The 24,075-nt window shown below is 74.8% G+C and carries 23 protein-coding genes; 9 read left to right on the top strand and 14 right to left on the bottom strand.

Annotation, left to right across the window (positions count from 1 at the left end; all coding sequences use genetic code 11):
* Nucleotides 1-25 precede the first annotated feature (25 nt).
* The gene (locus tag AB3388_RS10370; protein ID WP_495410686.1) at nt 26-2,149 is read right to left on the bottom strand and encodes an HNH endonuclease signature motif containing protein; all 2,124 of its coding nucleotides are present in this window, start codon (nt 2,147-2,149) and stop codon (nt 26-28) included.
* 89 nt (nt 2,150-2,238) lie between these two features.
* Nucleotides 2,239-2,961 carry a PIG-L deacetylase family protein gene (locus tag AB3388_RS10365; protein ID WP_495410685.1) on the bottom strand — a complete coding sequence of 241 codons (723 nt, stop codon included), beginning with the start codon at nt 2,959-2,961 and terminating at the stop codon, nt 2,239-2,241.
* Nucleotides 2,962-3,029: 68 nt separating this feature from the next.
* On the opposite strand from AB3388_RS10365, the gene AB3388_RS10360 reads away from it, so the two are divergent.
* Together AB3388_RS10360 and AB3388_RS10355 are read left to right on the top strand one after the other, a co-directional pair.
* Complete coding sequence (locus AB3388_RS10360; RefSeq protein ID WP_495410684.1) at nt 3,030-3,785, top strand: sulfite exporter TauE/SafE family protein; 756 nt, start codon at nt 3,030-3,032, stop codon at nt 3,783-3,785.
* 3 nt (nt 3,786-3,788) lie between these two features.
* On the top strand, nt 3,789-5,027 hold the full coding sequence (locus AB3388_RS10355; protein WP_495410683.1) for an SLC13 family permease: 1,239 nt from the start codon (nt 3,789-3,791) through the stop codon (nt 5,025-5,027).
* On the opposite strand, the gene AB3388_RS10350 is transcribed toward AB3388_RS10355, so the two are convergent.
* A complete protein-coding gene (locus AB3388_RS10350; protein WP_495410682.1) occupies nt 5,024-5,680 on the bottom strand; it encodes a hemerythrin domain-containing protein in 657 nt (218 codons plus the stop codon). The genes AB3388_RS10355 and AB3388_RS10350 overlap by 4 nt on opposite strands.
* A gap of 67 nt (nt 5,681-5,747) precedes the next feature.
* Complete coding sequence (nadA, locus tag AB3388_RS10345) at nt 5,748-6,779, bottom strand: quinolinate synthase NadA (protein ID WP_495410681.1); 1,032 nt, start codon at nt 6,777-6,779, stop codon at nt 5,748-5,750.
* A 130-nt stretch (nt 6,780-6,909) separates the two neighbouring features.
* On the opposite strand from nadA, the gene AB3388_RS10340 reads away from it, so the two are divergent.
* From AB3388_RS10340 to AB3388_RS10330, 3 genes are read left to right on the top strand one after another with little or no spacing between them, the layout of a single operon-like run.
* Nucleotides 6,910-7,779: an ABC transporter substrate-binding protein gene (locus AB3388_RS10340; RefSeq protein ID WP_495410680.1), complete on the top strand. Its 870-nt coding sequence runs from the start codon at nt 6,910-6,912 to the stop codon at nt 7,777-7,779.
* Nucleotides 7,740-8,633, top strand: coding sequence for an amino acid ABC transporter permease (locus AB3388_RS10335; protein ID WP_495410679.1), 894 nt, complete (start codon nt 7,740-7,742; stop codon nt 8,631-8,633). Before AB3388_RS10340 ends, AB3388_RS10335 begins: the two co-directional genes overlap by 40 nt.
* Nucleotides 8,630-9,373, top strand: coding sequence for an amino acid ABC transporter ATP-binding protein (locus tag AB3388_RS10330; RefSeq protein WP_495410678.1), 744 nt, complete (start codon nt 8,630-8,632; stop codon nt 9,371-9,373). The genes AB3388_RS10335 and AB3388_RS10330 overlap by 4 nt, the downstream gene beginning before the upstream one ends.
* Here AB3388_RS10330 and AB3388_RS10325 read toward each other — a convergent pair.
* The 9 genes from AB3388_RS10325 to AB3388_RS10285 form a co-directional block, all read right to left on the bottom strand.
* Nucleotides 9,370-9,882, bottom strand: a complete 513-nt coding sequence (locus AB3388_RS10325; protein WP_495410677.1) for a pyridoxamine 5'-phosphate oxidase family protein — start codon at nt 9,880-9,882, stop codon at nt 9,370-9,372. The two genes, AB3388_RS10330 and AB3388_RS10325, sit on opposite strands and share 4 nt — an antisense overlap.
* Before the next feature lie 110 nt (nt 9,883-9,992).
* The gene (locus AB3388_RS10320) at nt 9,993-10,211 is read right to left on the bottom strand and encodes a hypothetical protein (protein ID WP_495410676.1); all 219 of its coding nucleotides are present in this window, start codon (nt 10,209-10,211) and stop codon (nt 9,993-9,995) included.
* 21 nt (nt 10,212-10,232) lie between these two features.
* Nucleotides 10,233-11,324, bottom strand: coding sequence for a bifunctional RNase H/acid phosphatase (locus AB3388_RS10315; protein ID WP_495410675.1), 1,092 nt, complete (start codon nt 11,322-11,324; stop codon nt 10,233-10,235).
* Nucleotides 11,321-12,061, bottom strand: a complete 741-nt coding sequence (locus tag AB3388_RS10310) for a zinc ribbon domain-containing protein (protein ID WP_495410674.1) — start codon at nt 12,059-12,061, stop codon at nt 11,321-11,323. The genes AB3388_RS10315 and AB3388_RS10310 overlap by 4 nt, the downstream gene beginning before the upstream one ends.
* A 47-nt stretch (nt 12,062-12,108) precedes the next feature.
* Nucleotides 12,109-13,785 carry a monocarboxylate uptake permease MctP gene (mctP, locus tag AB3388_RS10305; protein WP_495410673.1) on the bottom strand — a complete coding sequence of 559 codons (1,677 nt, stop codon included), beginning with the start codon at nt 13,783-13,785 and terminating at the stop codon, nt 12,109-12,111.
* A gap of 3 nt (nt 13,786-13,788) precedes the next feature.
* Nucleotides 13,789-14,082 carry a DUF3311 domain-containing protein gene (locus AB3388_RS10300; RefSeq protein ID WP_495410672.1) on the bottom strand — a complete coding sequence of 98 codons (294 nt, stop codon included), beginning with the start codon at nt 14,080-14,082 and terminating at the stop codon, nt 13,789-13,791.
* A 36-nt stretch (nt 14,083-14,118) separates the two neighbouring features.
* Entirely contained in the window at nt 14,119-14,970 is an 852-nt protein-coding gene (locus AB3388_RS10295) for a Nif3-like dinuclear metal center hexameric protein (protein ID WP_495410671.1), read from the bottom strand.
* 10 nt (nt 14,971-14,980) lie between these two features.
* Nucleotides 14,981-15,166 (bottom strand): hypothetical protein, encoded by a 186-nt coding sequence (locus AB3388_RS10290; RefSeq protein WP_495410670.1) that lies wholly within the window; start codon nt 15,164-15,166, stop codon nt 14,981-14,983.
* Between the two features lie 104 nt (nt 15,167-15,270).
* Nucleotides 15,271-17,625 carry an ATP-binding protein gene (locus AB3388_RS10285; protein ID WP_495410669.1) on the bottom strand — a complete coding sequence of 785 codons (2,355 nt, stop codon included), beginning with the start codon at nt 17,623-17,625 and terminating at the stop codon, nt 15,271-15,273.
* A 64-nt stretch (nt 17,626-17,689) separates the two neighbouring features.
* On the opposite strand from AB3388_RS10285, the gene AB3388_RS10280 reads away from it, so the two are divergent.
* The 4 genes from AB3388_RS10280 to AB3388_RS10265 all read left to right on the top strand — a co-directional run bounded on the left by AB3388_RS10280 (nt 17,690) and on the right by AB3388_RS10265 (nt 23,099).
* Nucleotides 17,690-19,627: an FUSC family protein gene (locus tag AB3388_RS10280; protein WP_495410668.1), complete on the top strand. Its 1,938-nt coding sequence runs from the start codon at nt 17,690-17,692 to the stop codon at nt 19,625-19,627.
* A 10-nt stretch (nt 19,628-19,637) separates the two neighbouring features.
* The gene (locus tag AB3388_RS10275) at nt 19,638-20,594 is read left to right on the top strand and encodes an alpha/beta fold hydrolase (RefSeq protein ID WP_495410667.1); all 957 of its coding nucleotides are present in this window, start codon (nt 19,638-19,640) and stop codon (nt 20,592-20,594) included.
* 100 nt (nt 20,595-20,694) lie between these two features.
* Complete coding sequence (locus AB3388_RS10270; RefSeq protein WP_495410666.1) at nt 20,695-22,098, top strand: WS/DGAT/MGAT family O-acyltransferase; 1,404 nt, start codon at nt 20,695-20,697, stop codon at nt 22,096-22,098.
* The gene (locus AB3388_RS10265) at nt 22,095-23,099 is read left to right on the top strand and encodes an NAD-dependent epimerase/dehydratase family protein (RefSeq protein WP_495410665.1); all 1,005 of its coding nucleotides are present in this window, start codon (nt 22,095-22,097) and stop codon (nt 23,097-23,099) included. The genes AB3388_RS10270 and AB3388_RS10265 overlap by 4 nt, the downstream gene beginning before the upstream one ends.
* A gap of 3 nt (nt 23,100-23,102) precedes the next feature.
* Here AB3388_RS10265 and AB3388_RS10260 read toward each other — a convergent pair whose 3' ends face one another.
* Nucleotides 23,103-24,014: an alpha/beta fold hydrolase gene (locus tag AB3388_RS10260; RefSeq protein WP_495410664.1), complete on the bottom strand. Its 912-nt coding sequence runs from the start codon at nt 24,012-24,014 to the stop codon at nt 23,103-23,105.
* Nucleotides 24,015-24,075 lie beyond the last annotated feature (61 nt).

Here is a 24,075-nt window from a genome sequence, read left to right as displayed (position 1 = left end):
GTCGTGATCCCAGTGTAGGCAGACCTCAGAACGGGGGCGGTTCCGTCGTGGCGACGAGACCGGTCGGGGTGGTGACGGTCAGCGTGCTCTCGGGGGTGCCGTCGTAGGACCAGCCCGGGGCCTGGTGCTTGCCGCGGTGGTTGCTGACGCAGAAGCCGGCCAGGTTGGCCGCGGCGGTCGGCCCGTCGGGATAGCGGATGCGGTGATCCAGCTCGCCGGTGGCCACGCGGCGGCGGCAGCCGGGAAACCGGCAGCGGCGGTCGCGGGCGCGTACGAACCGGTCAAGTTTTGTCGAGGGCCGGTAGCCGGCGGTCGGGCCAGGGGCGCCGAGGCCGGGCCGGCCGCCCAGGTCGTGGGTGCAGGTCTCGGGTGCGCGGCGGCAGGCGTCGGCGCCGCAGTGCGCCGTGCGGCGCAGCCCGGGCAGGTCGGTCAGCGACACCAGCGCCCCGGAGAGGACGTCGACCAGGGCGATCCGCGGCCGCTCGGCCAGGCCACCGCCGCCGCCACCACGGGACAGCAGCTCGGCCAGCGCGGTCCGATCGGTGCCTGCCGCGGCAGCGATCGCTGCGAGCGCGTCGGCGGCGGCGTCCACCCGGCCGGCGGTGCTCGCCCGCCAGACGGTCTCGTCGGCGGCGTCGGCCCGCTCGGCGGTGGTCACCAGCCGGCGGGCGTGCCCGAGCGCCAGCTCGGTCCGGTACTGCGCCCGCCCGGCCTCCTCCACCGCCCGTTCAGCCGCCGCCCACCATCCCGCAGTGGGCGGTGGATCGCCGGAGGCCGGCTGCTCCGGTGGCGGGTCGTCGGCCGGGTCGGGGTCGGTGATCCGGCCGGCCTCGAAGTCGGCCCACCACCGCTCGTCCGCGTCGATCATCGCCCGCTGCAGCTCCAGATCGATCTCCCCGTTCGCGATCGCCCGCTCGGCCGCGGCGAGGATGTCGGCCTCGGTCAACGGATCGGGGCCGTCGAACTCCCCGGCCGCCAGCCGCCGCTCCCAGTCGGCCTCCCATACCGCGTGCGCGGCGCGCATCTGCGCGGTCCAGTCCGGTTCATCCGGGCAGCGGTCGAGGTAGCCCTCGTCGTCGGTGCGCGCGGGATCGACGACGTCGGCGTCGACGTCCAAGTCCGCGGCGGCGGGGGTGGTGGCGTTGGTGAGGTAGGCGGCCAGCGCGGCGTCGCCGAGCTCGGCGCCGGTCAGCGCGCGCAGCAGCTGCCGCGCCGTCTCCGCCGACACCACCTGCCCGTTCAGCTCGGCCGGGGCGTTGCCACCGAGCAGCGTCTGCACCGCCGCGACCAGGGTCAGCGTCACCTGCACCGGCGGCTGGTCCCCCTCCCCCGGGCGCAGCACCAGATCCAGCAGGCAGTCCAGCATCTTCCGCGCCTTGGTGCGGGGCTCGGCGCCCGGCTCGTCGTCGACCGCGTCGGCGTAGGCCTCCAGCGCCGCGGACAGCGCCGCGATCTCCGGCTCACTGCCGATCACGCCGAGGCAGGCCAGGCCCTCACCGCGGGTGGTCTGTCGGAACACCCCGCGCTCGCGCAGCGCCCGCGCCGCCCGATCCGCCGCCGCCCGCGCATCCCGGCGGGCCACCACGCGCCGCACCCGCTCCCGCAGCTGCGGCGGCGTGGTGATCGTCCCCGCCGCGGCGCGGGCGGCCAGCCACTCGAGCAGCTCGGCCTGCACCGCGTCCCGCACCCGGTCGGTGGCGATCGGCCCGACCAGATCCAGCAGCGGCCCCAGGTGCCCGGCGTGCAGCCCGCCGGCCTCCAGCGCGCCCAGCACGCCGGGCAGCCGGGCCTGCAGGGTCAGCGACTGCTCCAGCAGCCGCTGCGCCGCGCCCTCGGAACAGGACAGCGCCACCATCAACTCCTGCGTGGCCCACTCCGACACCGGCTTCAGCACCTCCGGGCGGGCCCCCCACCGCTCCGCGCTCATCGCCCCCGGCTCGCCCTGCGCCCGATCCACCGACGCCGGCCGCTGCGCGGCGAACTCCGCCACCGCCCGGGCCCGCACCGCGGTCAGCCGGGCGATCTCCCGATCCGCCGCCTGCACCACCCCCAGCGGCCCCTCCGCCAGGCCCACCGCCGGCCCGAACACCGGCCACGGCGCCGGCGCCGAGCCGACGTAGTCGAGTGGCGGAGCGGACGACGTGGTCACATATTCGATCATATGTTCGAGTCGAACGACGAGCAAGAGCGCAGGGAAGAAAACCCGCAGGTCAACCGTCCGGTAGGCGCAACGAGCCATCAGCCCCAGTACAGCGTGAAGCCCACTCGCCGGGTGCCCTCCTCCGTCAGGGTCGCCATGTCGATCTGTTGACGTGCCTGCTCGTCGACCGGCACGTCGGAGAGCACCTCGAGGTAGCGCCGGTGCTCCCGCAGCGACGCCACCGCGCCCTCGACGCCGCTCTCGACGTCCATCACGTGCGGCGCCTCGCCGCCGGCCGTCTGGACGGCGATGTACTGCGTGCCCCGCCACGGCTCCTCGGGCAGGTCCGGGAAGATCCACTCGTTCCCCGCGTCGGCGACCGCGTCCAGCACGCTGCGGGTCAGCGCCCGGTGGTCGGCCGAGTTCAGCGCGGCCGGGCTGATGCCGGGCGGCGTCCAGGTGTCACCGCCGTACATCGTCACGACCAGCTCGGGCCGGTGCCGGCGGATCGCCGCCGCGAGGTCCCGGCGCAGCTCCGTCCCGTACAGGAGTACGCCGTCCCGGTGGTCGAGGAACTCGACCTCGCGCACGCCCACGGCGGCGGCCGCACGCCGCTCCTCCTCCTCGCGCAACGGCCCGGCCTCCGACGGCGGCATGCCGGCGATGCCCGCCTCCCCTCGCGTGGCGAGCAGGTAGTGGACCTCCTTGCCGGCCGCGGTCCACACCGCGACGGCGGCGGCCGTGCCGTACTCGATGTCATCGGGATGAGCGGCCACGACGAGGGCGCGCTGCCAGTCGTCGGGCATCGGAGCCGCGGGCATGGCGCGCAGTCTGCCGCCGAAAACACCCGCGGAGCAGCCGACGCAGCGCGACCGTAGGCTCCGCAATCGTGTCCGCCCTCGACCTGATCATCGCCGCGGGCGTGGCCTTCCTCGCCGGCGGCATCAACTCCATCGCCGGTGGCGGGTCGCTGATCCTGTTCCCCACGCTCGTGGCGCTGGGGCTGGGCACGGTGCAGGCCAACGTCACCAACTCCGTGTCCCAGTGGCCCGGCTACCTCGGCGGCGTCGCGGGCTTCCGCGCGGAGTACGCCGGGCAGCGCAACCGGCTGATCCGCTTCGGCATCGTCGCCGCCCTCGGGGGGACGGCGGGCAGCGTCCTCCTGCTGACCACGCCGACCGAGGCCTTCGACGTCGTCGTCCCGGTCCTGGTCCTCCTCGCCAGCCTGCTGCTCGCCGTGCAGCCACTGCTGAACACACGGCTGCGCCGGGCCGAGGACGCCGCCGCCCACCGCGACCCCGTCTGGCTCTACGTCGCGCTGTTCTTCGCCACCGTCTACGGCGGCTACTTCGGCGGCGCGCTCGGCGTGATCCTGGTCGGGGTGCTCGGCCTGGCGCTGCACCGGCTGAAGCTGGCCAACGCGCTGAAGTCGGCGCTCTCCCTGGTCACCGCCACGGTCACGGTCGTGATCTTCGGCCTGTTCGGGCCGGTGCAGTGGGTCGTGGTCGCGGTCGCCGCCCCGGCCAGCCTGCTCGGCGGATTCCTCGGCGCGCGGCTCGCCACCAAGATCCCCTCCACGCCGCTGCGCGTCCTGATCGTCGCCTTCGGCGTCATCGTCTCGATCTACCTGTTCCTGCGCGGCTGAGCGGTGGACCCGCTGGCGCTGGCGGTCTCCGCCGTCGTCCTGGTCGCCGTCCTCGTCGCCGCCGGGGTCGGCAGCCCGCGCGTCCCGCCGGCCGCGGTCGCCGTGCCCGGCGCGGTCTACCTCGCGGCCGTCGGCGCAATCGGCTGGCCGGACGCCGAGGCGACGGTCCGCGACGTCGCGCCGACCGCCGCCTTCCTGGTGGTCGTCCTGCTGCTCGCCCACCTCGCCGACACCGAGGGCCTGTTCCGCTGGGCGGCGGCGGTCACCGCCCGGCGGGCGGGCACGTCACCGGAGGGGCTGCTGGTGCGGGTCGTCGTCCTGGCGGTGGTGGTGACGGCGGTGCTGAGCCTCGACGCGACCGTCGTCCTGCTGACCCCGGTCGTGCTGGCCACCGCGCGGCGCATGCGGGTGCCGGCCCGGCCGCACGCGTGGGCGGCCGGGCACCTGGCCAACTCCGCCTCGCTGCTGCTGCCGGTGTCGAACCTGACCAACCTGCTCGCCTTCGCCGCCACCGGCCTGTCGTTCGTGCACTTCACCGGCCTGATGCTGGCGCCGCAGCTGGCCGCGGTGGCGGTGGAGTACCTGGTGCTGCGCCGGCTGTTCCGCACCGACCTGCAGGTGCCCGTCACCGCCCCGGTGACCGAGACGCCGCCCGCCCCCGTCGTCGCGCTGGTCGTCGTCGGGACGACGGTGGCCGGGTTCGCCGTCGCCTCCCTCGCGGGCATCCCGCCGGTGTGGCCTGCAGTCGGCGGGGTCGCCGTGCTCGCCGTCCGCCAGCTGCTGAAGCGGCGGACGACGGTCGGCGGCCTGGTCCGCGCCGCCGACCTGCCGTTCGCGCTGTTCGTGCTGGGGCTCTCGGTCGTGGTGACGGCGGTGCTGCACAGCGGCCTGGAGTCCGCGCTGGCCGCCGTCCTCCCCGACGGCACGGGCCTGCTCGCGCTGCTCGCGGTGACCGGGATCGCCGCCGTCGTCGCCAACGTCCTCAACAACCTGCCCGCGACGCTGGCGCTGCTGCCGGTGGCGGCCGTCGGCGGCCCGGCGCCGGTGCTCGCGGTGCTCGTCGGCGTCAACGTCGGGCCGAACCTGACCTACGTCGGGTCGCTGGCCAACCTGCTGTGGCGGCGGATGCTCGGCGAGCACGCTCCCCCGGCGGCGCGGTTCTCCGCCCTGGGCGTGGCCACCGTGCCGCTCACCCTGCTGGCCGCGACCACCGCGCTGTGGGCGGTTCTGCAGCTCGCCTAGCTCGCCCGCAGGCGGCGGGCGTACCGCGCGTAGAGCCGCGGCGCCACCCGCGGCAGCAGCACCCGGACCGGCGGCGGGGCGTGCGAGAGCATCGTCCGGATCACCTCCGGGTCGCCGTCCTTCATGATCATCCCGAACACCGTGGGCAGCTGCTTCCTCGGGATGCCGCCCATGCCCTCCTCGCCGAGCTGGTCCCACTCCGGCTGGGTCAGGCAGCGGGCGGCCAGCGGCAGCAGCTGCGACTCCTCGGCGGCCAGGTGCTCCTCCAGCAGCGCGGTGAGCCGCTCCACGCTGCCGGCCAGCTGCTCGCGCTCGTCCTCGCCCGCCGTCTCGCGCCAGCGTCCGAGCAGCTCCGTCGCCCGCTCCAGCTCGGCGTGGATTCCCTGGTGCTGGCGCTCCATCAGCTCGATCACCGGCCGCAGGTCCACCTCGACCCGGTCGAGCAGCTTGGGCCAGAGCAGCCGGTCCTCGCCGTCGTGGTGGTGGTGGAGCATGTCGAGCATCAGCCGGACGTGGTCGCCGACCCGCCGGACCTGTTCCCGGTCGCCCGCGACGACGGACCGGATCAGCGCCGGGGCCTCCGCGAACTCCCGCCGGAAGGCGGTGTGAACGACGACCATCTCGCGGGTGTCGATGATCTGGGCAGCGGTCATCGGGGCTCCTCCGGATGAAAAGCGGAGCCTCCCGAGCCTGGCTGCCCGGCGTCAAGAAGGTCGGCGGCTACTCGCCGCCGCGGCCGGGCTCGCCGATCGCGATCATCGCCTCGACCGCGGCCCGCGCCCGCGCCGCGGTGTCCGGGTCGACGTCGACGGCGCCCTCGCCGGTCCGCAGCGTGTGCAGCAGCTTGGCCGGCGTGATCATCTTCATGTAGCGGCACGCGGCGCGGTCGTTCATCGGGATGAACGCGGTGCCGGCGTTGAGCGCCCGCAGCTGGTGCAGGATGCCGACCTCGGTGGCCACGAGCACCTCGCGGGACGACGTCCGCGCCGCCTCCTCGACCATGCCGCCGGTGGACAGCACGCGGGTGCGGTCGGCCGGGAGGTCGCCGTGGCTGACCAGGTCGAGCACCGAGGTGGTGCAGCCGCACTCGGGGTGCACCAGGATCTCGGCGTCGGGGTGCGCGGCGACCTGCGCGCGGACGTCGGACGGGCTGATGCCGGCGTGCACGTGGCACTCCCCCGCCCAGACGAGGATGTTCGCCCGCCCGGTGACCCGCTTGACGTGCGTGCCGAGGAACTGGTCGGGGCAGAAGAGGATCTCCCGGTCGGCCGGGATCGACCGGACGACGTCGGCGGCGTTGGACGACGTGCAGCAGATGTCGGTCTCCGCCTTCACCGCGGCGGTGGTGTTGACGTAGCTGACCACCACCGCGCCGGGGTGCTCGGCCTTCCACTCGCGCAGCTGCTCGGCGGTGATCGAGTCGGCCAGCGAGCAGCCGGCCGCGTGGTCGGGCAGCAGCACGGTCTTCCCCGGCGAGAGGATCTTCGCCGTCTCGGCCATGAAGTGGACGCCGCAGAAGACGATCTCCCGGGCGTCGGTCTCGGCCGCCACCCGGGACAGGTAGAGGGAGTCACCGGTGAAGTGGGCGACGTCCTGGATCTCGGGCACCTGGTAGTTGTGCGCGAGGATCACCGCCCCGCGCTCGGCGGCGAGGGCGCGGACCTCGGCGGCCCACGTCTCGTACTCGGCGGGCGAGAGCGTCCGCTCGTCGCCGGCAACGGCGGGGGTCGCGGGCGCGATGGTCGCGGTCACGCGGGCTCCAGGGGTCGGTCGTCGTGGCCGTCACAGGAGGAACCCCGCGCGGAGCGCTCATCTTCCCAGGCCTGGCCGCGCCCCTAGGATCCCCGCTGTCCTGCACCGTTCAACCACCCGAGGGGCCCCGATGCGACGCCTTGTCCCGCTGACCGCCCTCGCCGCCGTCGCGCTGGCGGCGAGCGCCTGCGCCCCGCAGGAGTCCTCGGAGGAGAGCGCGGCGACGTCGGGATCGGCGGCGGCCGGCGCCTGCTCCCCCGAGGGCCTGCAGACGCTCGAGCCCGGGACCCTCACCATCGCCACCGACCAGCCGGCGTTCGAGCCGTGGATGGTCGACGACGACCCGGCCAACGGGAAGGGCTTCGAGTCCGCGGTGGCCTACGCCGTCGCCGACCAGCTGGGCTACGCGAAGGACGACGTCACCTGGGTGCGGGTGCCGTTCAACGCGGCGATCCAGCCCGGCGAGCGGCCCTTCGACTTCGACATCAACCAGTTCTCGATCACCGAGGAGCGCAAGCAGGCCGTCGACTTCTCCTCGCCGTACTACACGGTGAGCCAGGCCGTGATCACCACCGCAGGCTCCCCCGCCGACGGCGCCACGAGCCTCGCCGACCTGCGCGGCCTGCGGATCGGCGCGCAGGTGGCGACGACCAGCCTCCAGGCCCTCACCGACGTGATCGCGCCCGACAGCGACCCGGTCGTGTTCAACACCAACGACGACGCCAAGCTGGCCCTGCAGAACGGCCAGGTGGACGCCATCGTCGTCGACCTGCCCACGGCCTTCTTCATCACCGCCGCCGAGCTGGACAACGGGGTGATCGTCGGCCAGCTGGCGAACTCCGGCGAGGGCGGCGACCAGTTCGGCCTGCTGCTGGAGAAGGACAGCCCGCTCACCGACTGCGTCAGCCAGGCGGTCGACGCGCTCCGCGACGACGGCACGCTGGCCGACCTCGAGCAGCAGTGGCTGTCCGACGTCGCCGACGCGCCCGTCCTCAGCTGACCGCCGACCTCCCGGCCCCCAGCCAGCTCGAGCTCTCCCGCCGGGCCTGGCGGCGTCGCCGGGCCCGGCGGTCGACGCTGGTCGCGATCCTGTCGACGCTGGCCTTCGCGGTCGTCGCCTACCTGCTGGTGACCCGCGCGCCGGGCTGGCCGCGGGTGCAGACGACGTTCTTCTCGCTGGACGCCGCGGTCGACGCGTTCCCCGAGGTCGTGGCGGGCCTGTGGCTGAACCTGCAGGTGCTGGTGGTCGCCGCGGTGCTGGTCCTGCTGTTCGGGCTGCTGATCGCGGTGCTGCGCACGCTGCGCGGGCCCGCGTTCGCCCCGCTGCGGATCGTCGCGACCGCCTACGTCGACCTCTTCCGCGGCATGCCGCTGATCATCGTGCTGTACCTGGTCGGCTTCGGCGTCCCGGCGCTGCGCCTGCAGGGCGTGCCGAACTCGGCGTTCGTCCTGGGGACGGCGGCGATCGTGCTGGTCTACTCCGCCTACGTCGCCGAGGTGTTCCGGGCCGGCATCGAGTCGGTGCACCCCAGCCAGCGGGCCGCGGCGCGCTCGTTGGGACTGACCCACCGGCAGACGATGCGGATCGTCGTCCTCCCCCAGGCGCTGCGCACCGTGACGCCGGCGCTGCTCAACGACTTCGTCGCGCTGCAGAAGGACGTCGGGCTGATCTCGGTCCTCGGTGCGATCGACGCCGTCCGGGCGGCGCAGATCATCGTCGGCCAGACCTTCAACTTCACCCCGTACGTCGTGGCCGGCCTGCTGTTCGTGCTGCTGGCGGTGCCCTCGGCGCGGGTCGCCGACCACGTGACCGCGCGGGCGCGGCGGCGCCAGCAGTCGGGCAGCCTGCTGTGAGCGTCCTCGAGCTGGAGAACGTGGTGAAGGCGTTCGGCGACAACGTCGTCCTCCGCGGGATCGACCTCGCGGTCGACGAGCACCGCGTCGTGGCGCTGATCGGCGGCTCCGGGTCGGGCAAGTCGACCCTGCTGCGCTGCGCCAGCCTGCTCGAGACCGTGGACGACGGGCAGGTCTTCCTCGACGGCGAGGACGTCACCGACCCGCGGGTGGACGCCGACCGCGTGCGCCGGCGGATGGGCGTGGTCTTCCAGGCCTACAACCTGTTCCCGCACCTGTCCGTGCTCGACAACGTGACCCTGGCGCCGACCGTCGTCCACGGCCGGTCCCGGGCGGAGGCGCGGGACGAGGCGCACGCGCTGCTCCGCCGCATCGGCCTCGCCGAGAAGGCCGGCGAGTTCCCCGACCGGCTCTCCGGCGGCCAGCAGCAGCGGGTGGCGATCGTGCGCGCCCTCGCCGTCCGCCCGCGGGTGCTGCTGCTCGACGAGATCACCAGCGCCCTGGACCCCGAGCTGGTCGGCGAGGTGCTCGGCCTGGTCCGCGAGGTGGCGGCCCAGGGCATGACGATCGTGATGGCGACGCACGAGATGGGCTTCGCCCGCCAGGTCGCCGACACCGTCGCCTTCCTGGACGGCGGCGTGCTGCTGGAGTCCGGGCCGCCGGCGCAGGTGCTCGGCGAGCCGGAGCACCCGCGCACCCGCCAGTTCCTCAGCCGGGTGATCGACGCCGGCCGCCTCTAGGAACCCGTCTCGGTCTGCTGCTGACGTTCCGCGCGCTGCTGGACGAGTTCCTCGACGGCGCTGGGCAGGGTCGTCTCGAAGTCGATCAGCTTCGCCCAGGTCGGCGTCATCACGATGCGGACCATGCCGTCGTAGAGCGAGTGGACCTCGGCCTCCCACTCGACCCGTTGCTCGGCCGTCATCTCGTAGGAGCCGTTCATCTCGAGGTACTCCGCGGGAATGCCGTCCACCTCGTCGAGCTCGACGGTGCCGCGGATGAGCAGGATCGTGGGCGGGTGCACCTCGGTGTCGATCGTGAGGGCGACGGCCGGGTTCTGACGGAGCGACGCCAGCTTCGGGGCGTTCTTCGACGTGCACATCACGACCTCCGTGCCGTTCCAGGTGAAGGCGATCGGGATGTTCCGCGGGGTCCCGTCCGTGGCCACGTAGGCCAGGCGGCAGACATCACGAGCCAGCATCTTCTGGCTCAGCGGGCGATCGAGGACCTCGCTGATCTGGTCGTTCGTCATGCTGGACCTCCTGAGGGCGGTGCGGCCACGGTGGTCGCTCCTGCCCCTGGGACGGAGTCGTCACGCCGTTCTCGACATCCGTACCGAACATTTCCCCGCGCGGCGGGCGCTCAGCCGGGTGATCGGCGCCGGGCGGCGGCGAGCCGGCGGGCCACCGTGACGGCGGCCCCCGCCAGCACTGCTGCGGCCGCGAACGGCAGCCACAGGATCGCCAGCTCGCCCAGCGGCGGGCGCAGCGCGTCGCCGGTCGGCAGCAGCGCCAGGACGACGAAGCCGCCCACGGCGGTCAGCGCCACCCAGAACCAGACCGACCGCAGGACCGCTCGCATGAGCGGAACCGTAGCGTCCGGTCAGCGCAGATGGCTCGTGTCGTTCACCAGTCGCACGCTGGTCCGCCCGTCCGACGACCAGGCGACGGTGCACAGCGACGCCGCCTCCAAGAAGACCCGGTGCACCACCTCGTCGCCGGCGCCGAGCCCCGCGGCCACCAGCAGCTTGATCGGCGTCACGTGGCTGACCACGAGCACCGTCTCCCCCGCATGCCTCGCCAGGATCCGCGCGCGGGCCCGCGCCACCCGGGCGCTGACGTCGGCGATCGACTCCCCGCCCGGCGCGCGGACGTCGGTCCCGCCGAAGAAGCGGCGGACGGCGAGCGGGTTGCGGGCGCGCACCTCGTCGCCGGTCAGCCCCTCCCACTCGCCGAAGTCGAGCTCGCGCAGGTCCTCGTCGACCACGACGGGCAGGCCCAGCACGTCGGCCGCGGTCTGCGCGGTCTCCCGGCAGCGCTGCAGCGGCGAGCACACGATCGCGTCGATGCCGCGGTCCTTCAGCGACAGCGCCGCGGCCCGCGCCTCGGCCCGCCCCAGCTCCGAGAGTGGCAGGTCGCTGCTGCCGCTGAACCGGCGCTCCGGGGTGTGCTCGGTCTGCCCGTGCCGGAGCAGGTGGGTCAGCGTGGTCACCACCGGCTGCGGCTCGGGCGCCGGCTGGACGTCGTCCTCGATGGTGACCGGCTCGGCGGCGGCGTCCCGGTGCACCGGCTTGCCGTCCATGGCGCTGTTGGCGAGGGCGTCGGCGGCGCCGTTCTGCGCCCGCGGCACCCAGGTGTAGCGGACCGCGCCCAGCTGCCGGGCGATCTGCTGGGCCTGCAGCGCGAGCTTCTGCATGTCCGGGTGCTTGATCTTCCAGCGGCCGCTCATCTGCTCGACGACGAGCTTGGAATCCATCCGGACCTCGACCTCAGCTTCAGGGTCGAGTTCGAACGCGGCCTGCAGCCCCGCGACCAGGCCCCCGTACTCGGCCACGTTGTTGGTCGCCCGCCCCACCGAGGCGGCCCGCTCGGCGAGCACCCGCCTGGTCTCCGCGTCGCGGACCAGCGCGCCGTAGCCGGCCGGGCCGGGGTTGCCCCGCGAGCCGCCGTCCGCCTCGACGATCAGCCGCCTCACAGGCCGGACTCGCCGGTCCGGACCAGGATCCGGCCGCAGTTGTCGCACCGGACGACCTCGTGCGGGTCGGCGGCGCGGACGGCGGCGAGCTCCTTGCCGAACAGCTCGATCCGGCAGCCCTGGCACTGGCGGGCCTTGAGCAGCGCGGCGCCGGTCGTGCCGGTCTGCGCGCGGATGCGGTCGTACAGCGACAGCAACGGAGCGGGGATGCCGCCGGCCACCTCGGTGCGCGCCGCCTCGTGCCGGGCGGTGGCGTCGGTGACGTCGGCGAGCGCGTCGTCGCGCAGCTGCGTGGCCCGCTCCAGCTCGGCGCGGGCCTTCTCCTGCCCCTCGCGGGCCGCCGACAGGGCCTTGTCGGCGGCCTCCTGCCGCTCCATCAGCTCGAGCTCCTGGTCCTCCAGGTCGCCCTGCCGGCGGGCCAGGGAGTCCAGCTCGTGCTGCAGCGCGGTGACCTCGCGCGCGGGCAGGCCGCCGGCCTGCATCCGCTGCTGGTCGCGGGTGGCCCGCTGGCGGACCACGTCGACGTCCCCCTCGAGGCGGGACACCTCCCGCTCGAGGTCGCGGGCCTCGGTCTCGGCGCGCACCAGCGCCGCGGCCTGCTCGCGCTCGCCCTCGGCGGCCGCCTCGACGGCGGCCGCCTCCGGCAGCGTCCGCTTCCGGTGCGCGAGCTGGGTGAGCGCGACGTCCTCGGCGGCGAGGGCCAGCAGCTTCTGCTGGTCGAAGTGGTCGGCCTTCACCCGCCCAACCTATCTGCGCGGGGGCGGACTTTCCGCGACCGGACCCGCTACCTGCGCGAGCGGACCTCCCTTTCCGTCCCCGACGACGCCACCCCCGGCGGTGCGGAGGCCAGCGGGTCGGGCAGATCGCGAACGGTCGGGTCCTCCCGCTCGGCCGTGTAGTCGGTGTCCGCCGTCCCGTCGAGGCCGTCGTCGACCTTCATCGCCCGCAGGATCAGCGTGATGATCACGACGACGAGCAGGTTGACCAGCAGCGACACGATTCCGGGGTAGATCGTGAGCTGCGTGTCCAAGCCCAGCTTCGACAGCGCGAACGACGAGCCGCCGAAGTGCTCCTTGACGACCGCCTTCGTGGCGGGGTCGATCTTCGGGATCGCGTAGAGCATCCACAGGCCAACGACCATCCCGGCGGCCCACCCGGCGATCAGCGCGCCGCGGTGCATCCAGCGCGTGTAGAGGCCCAGGGCGACCGAGGGCAGCGTCTGCAGGATGATCACGCCGCCGATGAGCTGCAGGTCGATCGAGAACTGCGGGTTGATGAACAGGATCGCCGCGACCGCGCCCACCTTGACCACGAGCGAGGTGATCTTGGCGACCCGCGCCTCCTGCTCGGAGGTGGCGTCCTTCTTGAGGAACTCCTTGTAGACGTTGCGGGTGAACAGGTTCGCCGCGGCGATCGACATGATCGCCGCCGGGACCAGGGCGCCGATGGCGATCGCGGCGAACGCGATGCCGGCGAACCAGCTCGGGAACATGTCCTGGAACAGCTCCGGCACGATCGTGTTGCCGTCGGTGCCGATCGGCTTGGTCCCGGCCGAGATGGCCATGAACCCGAGCAGCGCGATCAGGCCCAGCGCGAGGCTGTAGACCGGCAGCGCGCTCATGTTCCGCTTGAGCACGTCGCGGTTGCTCGCGGCGAGCACGCCGGTGATCGAGTGCGGGTAGAGGAACAGCGCCAGCGCCGAGCCGAACGCCAGGGTGGCGTAGCCCAGCTGGCCGGTGGCGGGCAGGATCACGCCCGGGCCGCCGTTGGCGGAGAACTTGGCCTCCGCGGCGCCGAAGATCTCGCCCCAGCCGCCCAGCTTCGCCGGGATGACGATCACCGCGACGATGATCGTCAGGTAGATCAGCGCGTCCTTGACGAAGGCGATCAGCGCCGGCGCCCGCAGCCCGGAGCTGTACGTGTAGAGCGCCAGCACCAGGAACGCGATGATCAGCGGCAGCTCGCCGGCCAGCCCCGAACCGCTGAAGCCGATCGACTTGAGGACGGCGGAGATGCCGACCAACTGCAGGGCGATGTAGGGCATCGTCGCGACGATCCCGGTGATCGCGACCAGCAGCGCCATCGTGGGCGAGTCGAACCGCGAGCGCACGAAGTCCGCCGGCGTCACGAAGCCGCGCACGTGGCTGACCGACCACAGCCGGATGACCACCAGGAAGACCAGCGGGTAGATGACGACGGTGTACGGGACGGCGAAGAAGCCGGCCGCGCCCGCGCCGAACATCAGCGCCGGCACCGCCACGAAGGTGTACGCGGTGTAGAGGTCACCACCGAGCAGGAACCAGGTGATCCACGAGCCGAAGCTGCGGCCGCCCAGACCCCACTCGTCGAGGTGCATGAGGCTCTCTGCCCGCCGCCACCGGGCCGCGGCGAAGCCCATGACGGCGACCAGCAGGAAGAGCAGGACGACGATGGTCAGCTCGACGAGGTTGACGTTCTTCATGGCTCAGCGCTCCTGATCCCGGGCGGCGGCACGGGCGGCCGCCTCCCGCTCGGCCGCCGGCCGGCGGGTCATCCGGTACACGAGCACGGTGGTCACGACGCCGAGGGCGACGAAGGCCAGCTGCAGCCAGTAGAACAGCGGCCAGTCGAACAGGGTCGGCTCCACCTTGTTGTAGAGCGGCACGAGCAGCGGCACGACGATCGGCACCAGCAGCAGCCAGTTCCACGGGCTGCGATCGCTGCGGCGCGGCGCGACGTCGTCCACGCCCGTCGTGGTCGGTGGTGTCTCGGTGGTCAACGGGCTCCCCTTCCCCGGGAGCCTGGCCCCCGGTCCTCAGCCGGCGGCGGATCCGACGGGATCCGGTGCCACGTCCTGTCCCACGTGCGCGGTCCACGGGTCGGTTCGCCGCGCGGAGACGGACACCTCCACCCGACCGTCAAGGTCGCGGGCGAGAGTCTCCGCGGCGACCGGCAACCAGGGCCACTCTGTGGCGAAGTGTGCGGCATCGCAGAGCGCGGCGCCTGTCGAATGTTGCCGTTCTGAGACGAAGTGGTGCTTCAGGTCGCTGGTCAGCAGCACGTCGGCGCCGGCGGCCGACGCGGCCTCGTGCAGCGATCCCCCGCTGCCGCCGCAGACCGCGGCCGTGCGCACCGGGCGGTCGGGATCCCCGGCCACGCGCACGCCCCCGGCTGTCGCCGGCAGCGCGCGGGCCACCCGCTCGGCGAACCCGCGCACGGTCAGCGGCTGCGGCAGCTGCCCCACCCGGCCGAGGCCCTCCCGGCTGCCCGGCGCCACCGGCTCCAGCGGCACGCAGCCGGTGAGCCCGAGCGCCGCGGCCAGGGCGTCGTTGACGCCGACGTCGGCGGCCCGGTCGGCGTTGGTGTGCGCGACGAACAGCGCGGCGCCGGCACGGATCAGCCGGTGCACCACCCGGCCCTTCGGGTCGTCCGCCGGCACGCCGTGGACCGGCGTGAGCAGCAGCGGGTGGTGGGTGACGACCAGGTCCGCGCCGGTCTCCAGCGCCTCCTCCACGACCTCGTCCACCGGGTCGACGGCGAACAGCACGCGGGCCACGGTCTCCGACCGGTCGCCGCAGACCAGGCCCACGGCGTCCCAGCTCTCCGCCAGCGCGGGGTCGTAACGGGCCTCGAGGGCGGCGATCACCTCGCCGAGCGTCGGCGTCACACCCCGGACGCTAGTCAGCCTCTCCGGAGCTCTTCGACCGGCGCACCTCCACCAGGCTCGTGGTGACCCCGGGGACGCGCGGCGGTCCGCCCGCGGCCGGGACGTGCAGCACCACCAGCCGGGCGGTCATGGCGGGGATCTCCTCGCCCGGTCGTTCGGTGATGGCCTCGGGTGCGTCGTCCACGGTCCTGGTCACGGGGGCCTCCCTGCGGTCGGGTCGCGCCGCCGGCCGGCGGCGACCCGAGCCTCGTGGCGACGGCGGCGCCGCGGATGCGTAGAACCCCCCGTTTCGCTACCCGGTCACCCCTCCAGCAGGCCGAGCTCGACCCCGCGCCGGACGGCCGCGGTCCGGGTGCCCACACCGAGCTTGCGGTAGGCCGAGCCGAGGTGGCCGCCCACGGTGCGGGGGCTGACGAACAGCGCCCGGGCCACCTCGGCGTCGCTGCAGCCGCGGGCGACCAGCCCGAGCACCTCGAGCTCACGCCGGCTCAGCACCTCCGCCGGGCCGTCGGCGACCGGCTCCGCGCCGGCGTCCCCGCCGTCGGGAGCTCCCGCGAGATCGACGACCCGCTCGGCCAGCCGTCCGGCCGGGCGCCCCGGGCGCAGGCCGGCGACGGCCGCGCGCAGCTCGGCGGCCTCGGTCCGGCGGTCCACGTCGTCCAGCACACCGGCGCACAGCTCCGCGACCTCCACGACCCGGACGCCGTCCCCCAGGTCGCCGAAGCCGGCCGCGGCCTGCGCGCAGCACCGCAGCGCCGCGCCGGGCCGCCCCGCCCGGGACCACCGCTCGGCGGCGGACGTCGCGCAGCGCGCCGCGCCCCACGGGTCACGGACGGCGGCGCTGGTCTCCCGGGCCTCGCGCAGCGCCGCGTCGGCGTCCCGCAGCCGGCCGATCCGCACCAGCGCGACGCCCAGGACGCCGGAGGCGCGGCCGACCGCCCAGCGGTCGCCGGAGAGGACGAACAGCGCCCGCGCCTGCGTCAGCAGCTCCGCCGCCGACGCGGGGTCCCCCTCGGCGAGGGCGAGCAGGCCCTGCCAGTGGGCGACGCCGCCCTGCACCCACACGTTCCCGCTGCGCCGCGCCCGGACGGCGCCGGCCGCCAGGAACGCGCCGGCCTCGGCCGCCGCGCCGCGGGCGCCGTCGATGTCGACGGCGGCGAGCCGGTGCAGCACGGTGGCGACGGCGCCGTCGTCCCCGAGCACCTCGTAACGGTGCCGCGCCTCGGTGAGCGCCTCGCGGGCCTCGTCCGGGGAGTTCTGGTGCCGCGCCAGCCAGCCCAGGCCGTGGCAGACCTCCGCCCGCTCCCGGTCGCTGCCCGCGCCGACCGCCCGGGCCGCCCGCAGCCAGGCCAGCCCCTCCGCGAAGCGGCCCAGCCGCCACCACCCCCACCACACCGCGGTCACCGTGCGGACGAGCAGCCGCTCCTGGCCGGGCGTGCGCCACGCCCACCCGAGCGCGGACCGCAGGTCGTCGCTGGCGCGGTCCAGCAGGTCCAGCGCTCGCCGCTGCGCGTCGGCGCCGGCGCGGCCGCGGATCCCCGGGTCCAGCCGACGGGCGACGTCGTGCAGGTGCAGCGCGTGGCACCGGGCGACCGCGCCGTCCTCCCCCGCCTCCGCGAGACGCTCGGCGGCGAACTGCCGGATCGGCTCGAGCAGCCGGAAGTACCGGTGACCGTCCAGCGACGCTGCGCGCACGAGGTGGCGTTGCACGAGCCGCTCGACCAGATCGGCGACCGGCGGCCCGCCGCGCTGCCCGGCGACGGCGGCCACCGCGTCGCGGTCGAAGGGCCCCGCGAAGACGGCGAGCCGGCGCAGCACCGCCTGCTCGGGCGGGTCCAGCAGGTCGTGGCTCCAGGAGACCGTCGCCTCCAGCGTGCGCTGGCGGGCGGGGATCCCCGGCCGGTCGTCGACGAGCAGCCGCAGCGCGTCGCCGAGCTGCTCGTCCAGCTCGCGCGGGGTCAGCGTCGCGGTTTGTGCCGCGGCGAGCTCCAGGGCGAGGGGCATCCCCTCCAGCCGCTGGGCGAGCCGGCAGACCACCCCGGTGTCGGCCGGACCGAGCGACGCCCCCGCGGCCGCGGCACGGTCGAGGAAGAGCTGGACGGCCGGGGACTCGGCCGCGTCGCGGGCGTCGGCCGGCAGCCCCAGCGGAGGCACCTCCCGGACGTGCTCCCCCGGGACGCGCAGCGCCTGGCGGCTGGTGGCGAGCACCCGCAGCCGCGGGCAGGCCGGCAGCAGCGCCGCCACGAGCCCCGCCACCTCCCCGGCGAGGTGCTCGCAGTTGTCGGCGACGACGAGGACGGGACGGTCACCGAGCGCCTCGACCAGGGCGCCGGCGTCGGCCGGGCTGTGCTGCAGGCCCAGGGCCGTGGCCAGCGAGGACGGCACCAGCCGGGGCTCCCGCAGCGCGGCCAGCGGCCACCACGCCACGGTCGCCCCGCGCTGCGCCTGCCGGCTCGCCGCCTCGATCGCCAGCCGGGTCTTGCCGCAGCCCCCGGGGCCCACCAGCGTCAGCAGGCGGACCCTTCCCAGCAGCTCGGCGAGCGCGGTCAGCTCGGCCCCGCGGCCGATCAGCGAGGTGAGCGGCACGGGCAGCCGAGCGGTCCCGGTCCCCGGCCCGGACGCGGCCTTGCCGGCCGGCAGCGCCTCCCGTGCCACCCGACCAGGGTGCCCCGCCGGCGGCACGTGCGACAGGCCCGCCGGCGGGTGACAAGCTGCGACGGTGGCGGAGAGGGGGCTTCGGGCGCCGGCCTGGCTCGAGGAACTCGTCCGCACCAAGCGGCCGCCGGTGCCGTGGCGGGACGTCGTCCGCTTCGCCGTCACCATCCCCGCTCCCCTGGCCGTCGCCCTGCTCGTCGGCGGTGGGCTCGACAACGGCGCGGCGCTCGGCGCCGGCGTCTTCGCCACCACCGGCGCGCTGGCCGCGACGCTCGCGCCGCAGGCCGGGCCGCTGCGCGACAAGCTGCGCCGGATCGCGGCGGCGGCCGGCTTCGGCGTGGTCGGGCTGCTGGCCGGGCAGTACGCCGAGGGCGGCGGGTGGCAGCCGGTGGTCGTCATCGCCGTCCTGTCGGCGCTCGCGGCGCTGATCAGCGGGATCAACGCGGCGCTGTCCCTCGGCGCGCTGCAGCTGCTGGTCTACACGGCGCTGTCCTCCGGCCTGGTCACGCCGCTGCCGGTCGCCGCCGAGATCGGCTTCTTCTTCGCCGGCGCGGCCTGGGCGACCCTGACCACGCTGGTGCAGTCGCGCACCGAGCCGGTGGACGCCGACCGCGCGGCGGTGGCGGCGGTCTTCACCCGCATCGGCGCGCTGCTGTCCGCCAGCGGGACGCCGTCCGCCGACGACGCCCGCCGCGAGCTCACCACCGCCCTCAACGACGGCTACGACCGCGTGATCCGCAGCCGCAGCCGCTCCGCCGGCCGCAGCCGCGAGCTCTCGGAGCTGGCCGGCGTGCTCAACGCCGCGGCGCCGCTGGTGGAGGGCGCGGTGGCGGCCGCCCGCGCCGGGGTGCCGGCCGATCCGCAGGACGTGGCCGCGGCGCACGCGCTGGCCGCCGCGGTCGCCGGCGACCGGGAGCTGCCGGAGGAGCGGCCGCCCGCGCTCGAGGAGGGGCCGCCCGGCCGGCGCGCCACCCGGCACGGCATCCGGCTGGTGTGGAACGTCGTCGGCGACCCCGAGGAGCGCGCCGTCGCGGCCGTCGTGCCCCCGGACGCAGACTGGCGCAGCCGGGTCCGCGACCTCGCCGAGAGCACGATCGCGAGCAAGGAGAGCCGGGCGTTCGCGATCCGGCTGACGCTGTGCATGACCATCGCCGAGATCGCCCGCCAGCTGCTGCCGATCCAGCGGCCGTACTGGGTGCTGCTCACCGTGGCGATCGTGCTCAAGCCCGACTTCGGCTCGGTGTTCACGCGGGCGGTGCAGCGCGGGGTCGGAACCGTGCTCGGCGTGCTCGTCGGGTCGCTGCTGCTGACGGTGATCCCGCGCAGCCCGGGGGTGCTCGTCGCCATGGCCGTGGCCGCCGCCGTGCTGCCCTGGGCGCGGGGGGCCAACTTCGGGCTGTTCTCGGTGTTCCTCACCCCGCTGGTGATCCTGTTGCTCGACCTCGCGGTGCCCAGCGGCAGCGGGCTGGTCGTCGCCCGGCTGCTCGACACCCTGATCGGCTGCGCGATCGTGCTCGTGTTCGGCTACCTGCTCTGGCCGCAGACCTGGCGCGCGCCCCTCGACCAGGCGCTGCGCGGCGCCGCCCTCGCGCTCGACGGGTTCGTCGCGGCGGCCTTCACCGGCACTCCCACCGAGCGCCGCCGCGCCCGCCGGCGCTGCTACCGGGCGCTCACCGAGCTGCAGACCCAGCTGCAGCGGCGGCTGGCCGAGCCGCCGCCGATCAGCACCCGCGCCGCCGCCTGGTGGCCGGTGATCGTGCAGCTGGAGCGGACGTCGGACGCGGTGACCGAGGCGGTCATCGCCATCCGCTCCGGGGAGCCCGAACCGGACCTCGACCAGGTCGCCGTCCTGCGCCGGGCGATCCGGCAGCTGGAGGACGACGTCCGCGCCGACCCGGACGCGGACGACGCCGAGATCCTCGCCGACGGCGTGCTGGCCCCGGTCGCCCGCGAGATCGACACCGCCCGCCGGCTGGTGCGCGAGGCGGCGCCCGGGCGCTGAGGATGGGGGCATGGTCGTCCTGCCGCCGCTGTCCGATCCGCCGCCGCCCGGGTCACGGACCGTCCGCACCGACGACGGCGTGGACCTGCACGTGGAGGTGGAGGAGAACGCACGGGCACGGCTGACCGTCGTCCTGGCCCACGGGTTCACCGCCCGGCTGGCCGAGTGGGAGCTGCAGCGCCGGGTGCTGCGCGACCGCGCGCGGCTGGTGCTCTTCGACCAGCGCGGGCACGGCCGGTCCGGCTGGACGCGGCTGACCGCGGCCACCATCGACCGCACCGGCCGGGACCTCGGGGAGGTCCTCGACGCCACCACGCCGGAGGGGCCGGTGGTGCTGGCCGGGCACTCGATGGGCGGCATGAGCGTGATGGCGCTGGCCCGGCAGCGCCCGGAGCTGTTCGGGTCGCGGGTGGTCGGCGTCCTCCTGCTGGCCACGTCGGCCGGCGGCCTGGTGGAGACCGGCGTCGTCGCCTGGGCGGTGAAGCTGGTCCGGTGGCTCGGGCTGCTGCCGCTGTACCTGTGGCTGCTGCAGCTGTGGGCGCCGCTGCTGGAGCGATTCCGCCGCCGCGGCACCCGGCTCGGCCGCTGGTTCACCCGCCGCTACCTGTTCGGCCGGGAGGACGCCGACCCCGCGCACGTGCGCATGGTGCAGGACCTGCTGGAGGAGACGCCCTACCCGGTCACGGCGGCCTTCTACGCGACCTTCCTCGACCACGACGAGACGGCGTCGCTCGACGTGCTGGCCCGCGTGCCGGTCACCGTCGTCGCCGCCTCCGACGACCGGCTGACCCCGGCCGTGCACGCCCGCCGGATGGCCGAGCGGCTCGGTCCAGACACCGAGCTCGTCGTCGTCCCCGGTGCCGGGCACAGCGTCAACCTGACCCGCACCGCCGTCGTCGACCAGGCATTTCTCGACCTGCTGGACCGGGTGGAGACCGGGCTGGGTGAATCCCGCCGGACCGGTTGAACGGTTGTTACCGGTGAGTTCATGATCGGGTTGCACCCCCCGCCGGAGGCTCCTAGCTTCGGCGGCCAGCCGACCTCTCCAGGAGCTGATCGTGGACCGCATGAGCCCGACCGACGCCGGTTTCTTCTACGCGGAGAGCGAGAACACCCCGCTGCACGTCGGATCGGTGGCCGTGTTCGACGGGCCGGCGCCGTCCTACGGCGACCTGGTGCGGCTGCTGCTGTCCAAGCTGCCGCTGGTCCCGCGCTACCGGCAGCGGGTGCGCGAGGTGCCGCTGAACCTGGGCCGGCCGATGTGGGTCGACGACCCGCACTTCCAGATCCTCTATCACGTGCGGCACACGGCGGTGCCGAAGCCGGGCAGCGACGAGCAGCTGCGCAACCTCGCCGGCCGCGTGCTCGGCCAGCGCCTGGACATGGCCAAGCCGCTGTGGGAGGTGTGGCTGGTCGAGGGCCTGGAGAACGACCGCTGGGCGATCATCTCCAAGGTCCACCACTGCATGGTCGACGGCATCGCCGGCACCGACCTGATGCAGGTCATCTTCGACCTCGACCCGAACGTGAGACACCCCGAGCCCACGGAGTGGACGGCGCAGCGCAACCCGTCGAGCGTCGAGCTCATGGCCGGGGCCGTGCAGGACAACCTGGCCCACCCGCTGCGCCAGCTGTCCAGCCTCCCGGGCACCGGGAGCGCCACGCGGGCGGCCAAGGGGCTGCTGGGCTCCGGCCGGACGCTGGCCGGCAACCTGCCCGCCCTCGCCCGGCAGGCGACGACGCCGCTGGCCCGCACGCTCACCGGGCCGATCGGCCCGCACCGCCGGTGGGCGTGGACCGACGCGCAGTTCGAGGAGTTCAAGGCGGTCCGCACCGCGCTGGGCGGCACGGTGAACGACGTCGTCCTCACCGCGATCACCCGCGGGTTCCGCGACCTGCTGCAGGGCCGCGGCGCGCTGGCCGAGAAGGCCGTCGTCCGCTCGATGGTGCCGGTGTCCGTGCGGCGCCCCGGTGAGCGCGGCTCGCTGGACAACCGCGTCTCGGCGGTCTTCGTGGACCTGCCGGTCGGTGAGCCGGACGCGGCCGAGCGGCTGGCCCGCATCCGCAAGCAGATGGACGACTACAAGCGGTCGATGCAGGCGGTCGACGCGCGGTCGATCATCGGCATGGCCGACTTCGTCGCGCCGACCCTGCTCTCGCTGGGCGTCCGCGCCGCCGTGCAGGCCGGCCAGTTCTGGTGCCAGGCGGTGACGACCAACGTGCCCGGCCCGCGGGTGCCGCTGTACGTGCTCGGCCGGCGGATGGTCTCGGCGCACGCGTACGTGCCGATCGCCGGCGGCATGCGCCTGTCGATCGGGATCTTCTCCTACCTGAACACGATGACCTTCGGGATCAACGCCGACTTCGACGCCTTCCCGGACATCGACGTGCTGGCCACCGGGATCCGCCGCGGCGTCGACGAGCTCAAGGAGATCGCGGGCAAGCAGCCGGCCGCGGCGGCGCAGCAGTGAGCCCTGCGGCCGACCGCGACCTCACCGTCGCCGTCACCGGCCCGACCGGCACGTTCGGCTCCGGCCTGATCCCGCTGCTGCAGGACGAGCCGCGGGTCGCGCGGATCCTCGGCCTGGCCCGCCGCCCGTTCGACCCGGTCGAGCGCGGCTGGACGAAGATGGAGTACCGGCAGGGCGACGTCCGCGACCCCGACACCCTCACCGAGGCGTTCCGCGACGCCGACGTCGTCGTGCACCTCGCCTTCCTGATCACCGGCAACGCCTCCCGGCGGACGACGCGGGCGATCAACGTCGAGGGGACGCTCAACGTGTTCCGGGCCGCGGCGGCGTGCGGCGCCCGCCGGTTCGTGTACGCGTCGTCCGTCGCCGCCTACGGCTGGCACGCCGACAACCCCGAGCGGATCGCCGAGGACTGGCCCGTGCGGCCGGCCGAGCGGCTGTTCTACGCGCAGGAGAAGGCCGAGCTCGAGGAGCTGCTCGACGCCGAGACGGCCAGCGCTCCCGGCCTCGACCTCTACCTGCTGCGCCCGCCGGTGGTGCTCGGCCCGAACGCCGTGGGCGGCAAGGACGTCCTCCCCGGCCCGCTGGCCCCGCTCGGCCGGCGGCTGCTGGGCCGCCCGCGCCGGCTGCCGGTGCCCGTGCCGGTCGTCGTCCCCGAGTTCGAGCTGCAGTTCGTCCACGAGGAGGACGTCGGCCGCGCGCTGCTGCTGTGCGTGCTCGGCGCCGGACCGCCGGGGGCGTACAACATCGCCGGCGACGGCGTCGTCACCGCCGGCGACGTCGCCCGCGAGTTCGGGGCGCTGCCGCTGCGGGTGCCGCCCGGTCCGGCGCAGTTCACCGCCCGGGCGCTGGCGCGGCTGCCGTTCCTGCCGCCGTCCGGGGAGTGGGTGGAGGCGGTGAGCCGGCCGTCGATCATGGACACCACCCGCGCCAGGGAGCAGCTCGGCTGGCGGCCGCGCTACACCGGCCTGGAGGCGCTGCGCGCCACGCTGGAGCGCTGAGGCTCAGGCCGGCGACGGCGTCCCGGCCGTCTCCTCCAGCCAGGTGAGGATCTCCTTGGCCACCGTGTCGGGGACCTGCAGCTGCGGCACGTGCCCCACGCCGGCCAGCTCGACGTAGCGCCAGTGCGGGTGCTGCTCGGCGGCCGCGCGGGCCGCGGCCACCGGCACGAGGCGGTCGCGGTCGCCCTGCACGAGCAGGACCGGTGCGGCGATGCCGGCCATCGCGCCGCGGTAGGAGCGAGGGTCGACGAGCAGCTTCAGCAGTGAGCGGGCGGCGGCGAGGAACGCCTTGTCCATGCCGTCGACGTCCCGGCGCTCCTCGAGCAGCGTGACCGACCGGTTGATCACGTCGGACGGGACGGCGTCCGGGTCCACGCCGCAGAGGGTCAGCATCTCCCGCACCCGGTGCAGCGCGCCGTGCCGCTGACGGCGGAACCAGAGGTAGCGCTCCCCCACGAACGGCAGCGCGTAGAGCAAGAACTGGGCGGCGACCAGCGGGTCGAGGGTCCGGCGCCCGCCGGGCAGGGCCGGGTCGAGCAGGACCAGCCCGCTGACCGCCGTCGGTGCGGACGCGGCGGTGAAGATCGAGATCATCCCGCCCATCGAGTTGCCCACGAGGACGGCCCGGTCCCCCGCCACCTCCCGCAGGAAGCGCCGGAGGACGGCGACGTTGGCCTGCACGGTCGCCCGCCGGCTGCCGGGCTCGCTGCGGCCGAAGCCGGGCAGGTCGAGTGCCAGGACCCGGCCGTGCGGGGTGAGCAGCGGGGCGAGCAGGTCCCAGTTGAGGTGCGAGCCGCCGAGGCCGTGCACCAGGACGACGGTCGGCCCGTCGGGAGCGCCGCCGAAGTCCACGTAGTGCACCGGGCCGTCCCAGTCGACGGTGTGGCTGGTCCCCGGCTGCGTGCGCTCGTCCATCGATCCCCTTCGTCGGTGCCGACGGTGCTACCCGCGGCGGAGGCGCCGCACCTGCGGCACC

It is taken from the genome of Geodermatophilus sp. SMS 5-13, assembly GCF_059428245.1.
The sequence above is the reverse complement of the archived record's forward strand: the minus strand, read 5'-3'. Positions and strand labels throughout refer to the sequence as shown.

Bases quoted from the DNA above. Each gene is read 5' to 3' on its own strand.
- AB3388_RS10340 (WP_495410680.1), top strand. From the start codon at position 6,910: ATGCGACGCCTTGTCCCGCTGACCGCCCTCGCCGCCGTCGCGCTGGCG.
- AB3388_RS10260 (WP_495410664.1), bottom strand. From the start codon at position 24,014: ATGGACGAGCGCACGCAGCCGGGGACCAGCCACACCGTCGACTGGGAC.
- AB3388_RS10320 (WP_495410676.1), bottom strand. From the start codon at position 10,211: ATGCGAGCGGTCCTGCGGTCGGTCTGGTTCTGGGTGGCGCTGACCGCC.
- AB3388_RS10270 (WP_495410666.1), top strand. From the start codon at position 20,695: ATGAGCCCGACCGACGCCGGTTTCTTCTACGCGGAGAGCGAGAACACC.
- mctP (WP_495410673.1), bottom strand. From the start codon at position 13,785: ATGAAGAACGTCAACCTCGTCGAGCTGACCATCGTCGTCCTGCTCTTC.
- AB3388_RS10365 (WP_495410685.1), bottom strand. From the start codon at position 2,961: ATGCCCGCGGCTCCGATGCCCGACGACTGGCAGCGCGCCCTCGTCGTG.
- AB3388_RS10275 (WP_495410667.1), top strand. From the start codon at position 19,638: ATGGTCGTCCTGCCGCCGCTGTCCGATCCGCCGCCGCCCGGGTCACGG.
- AB3388_RS10350 (WP_495410682.1), bottom strand. From the start codon at position 5,680: ATGACCGCTGCCCAGATCATCGACACCCGCGAGATGGTCGTCGTTCAC.
- AB3388_RS10325 (WP_495410677.1), bottom strand. From the start codon at position 9,882: ATGACGAACGACCAGATCAGCGAGGTCCTCGATCGCCCGCTGAGCCAG.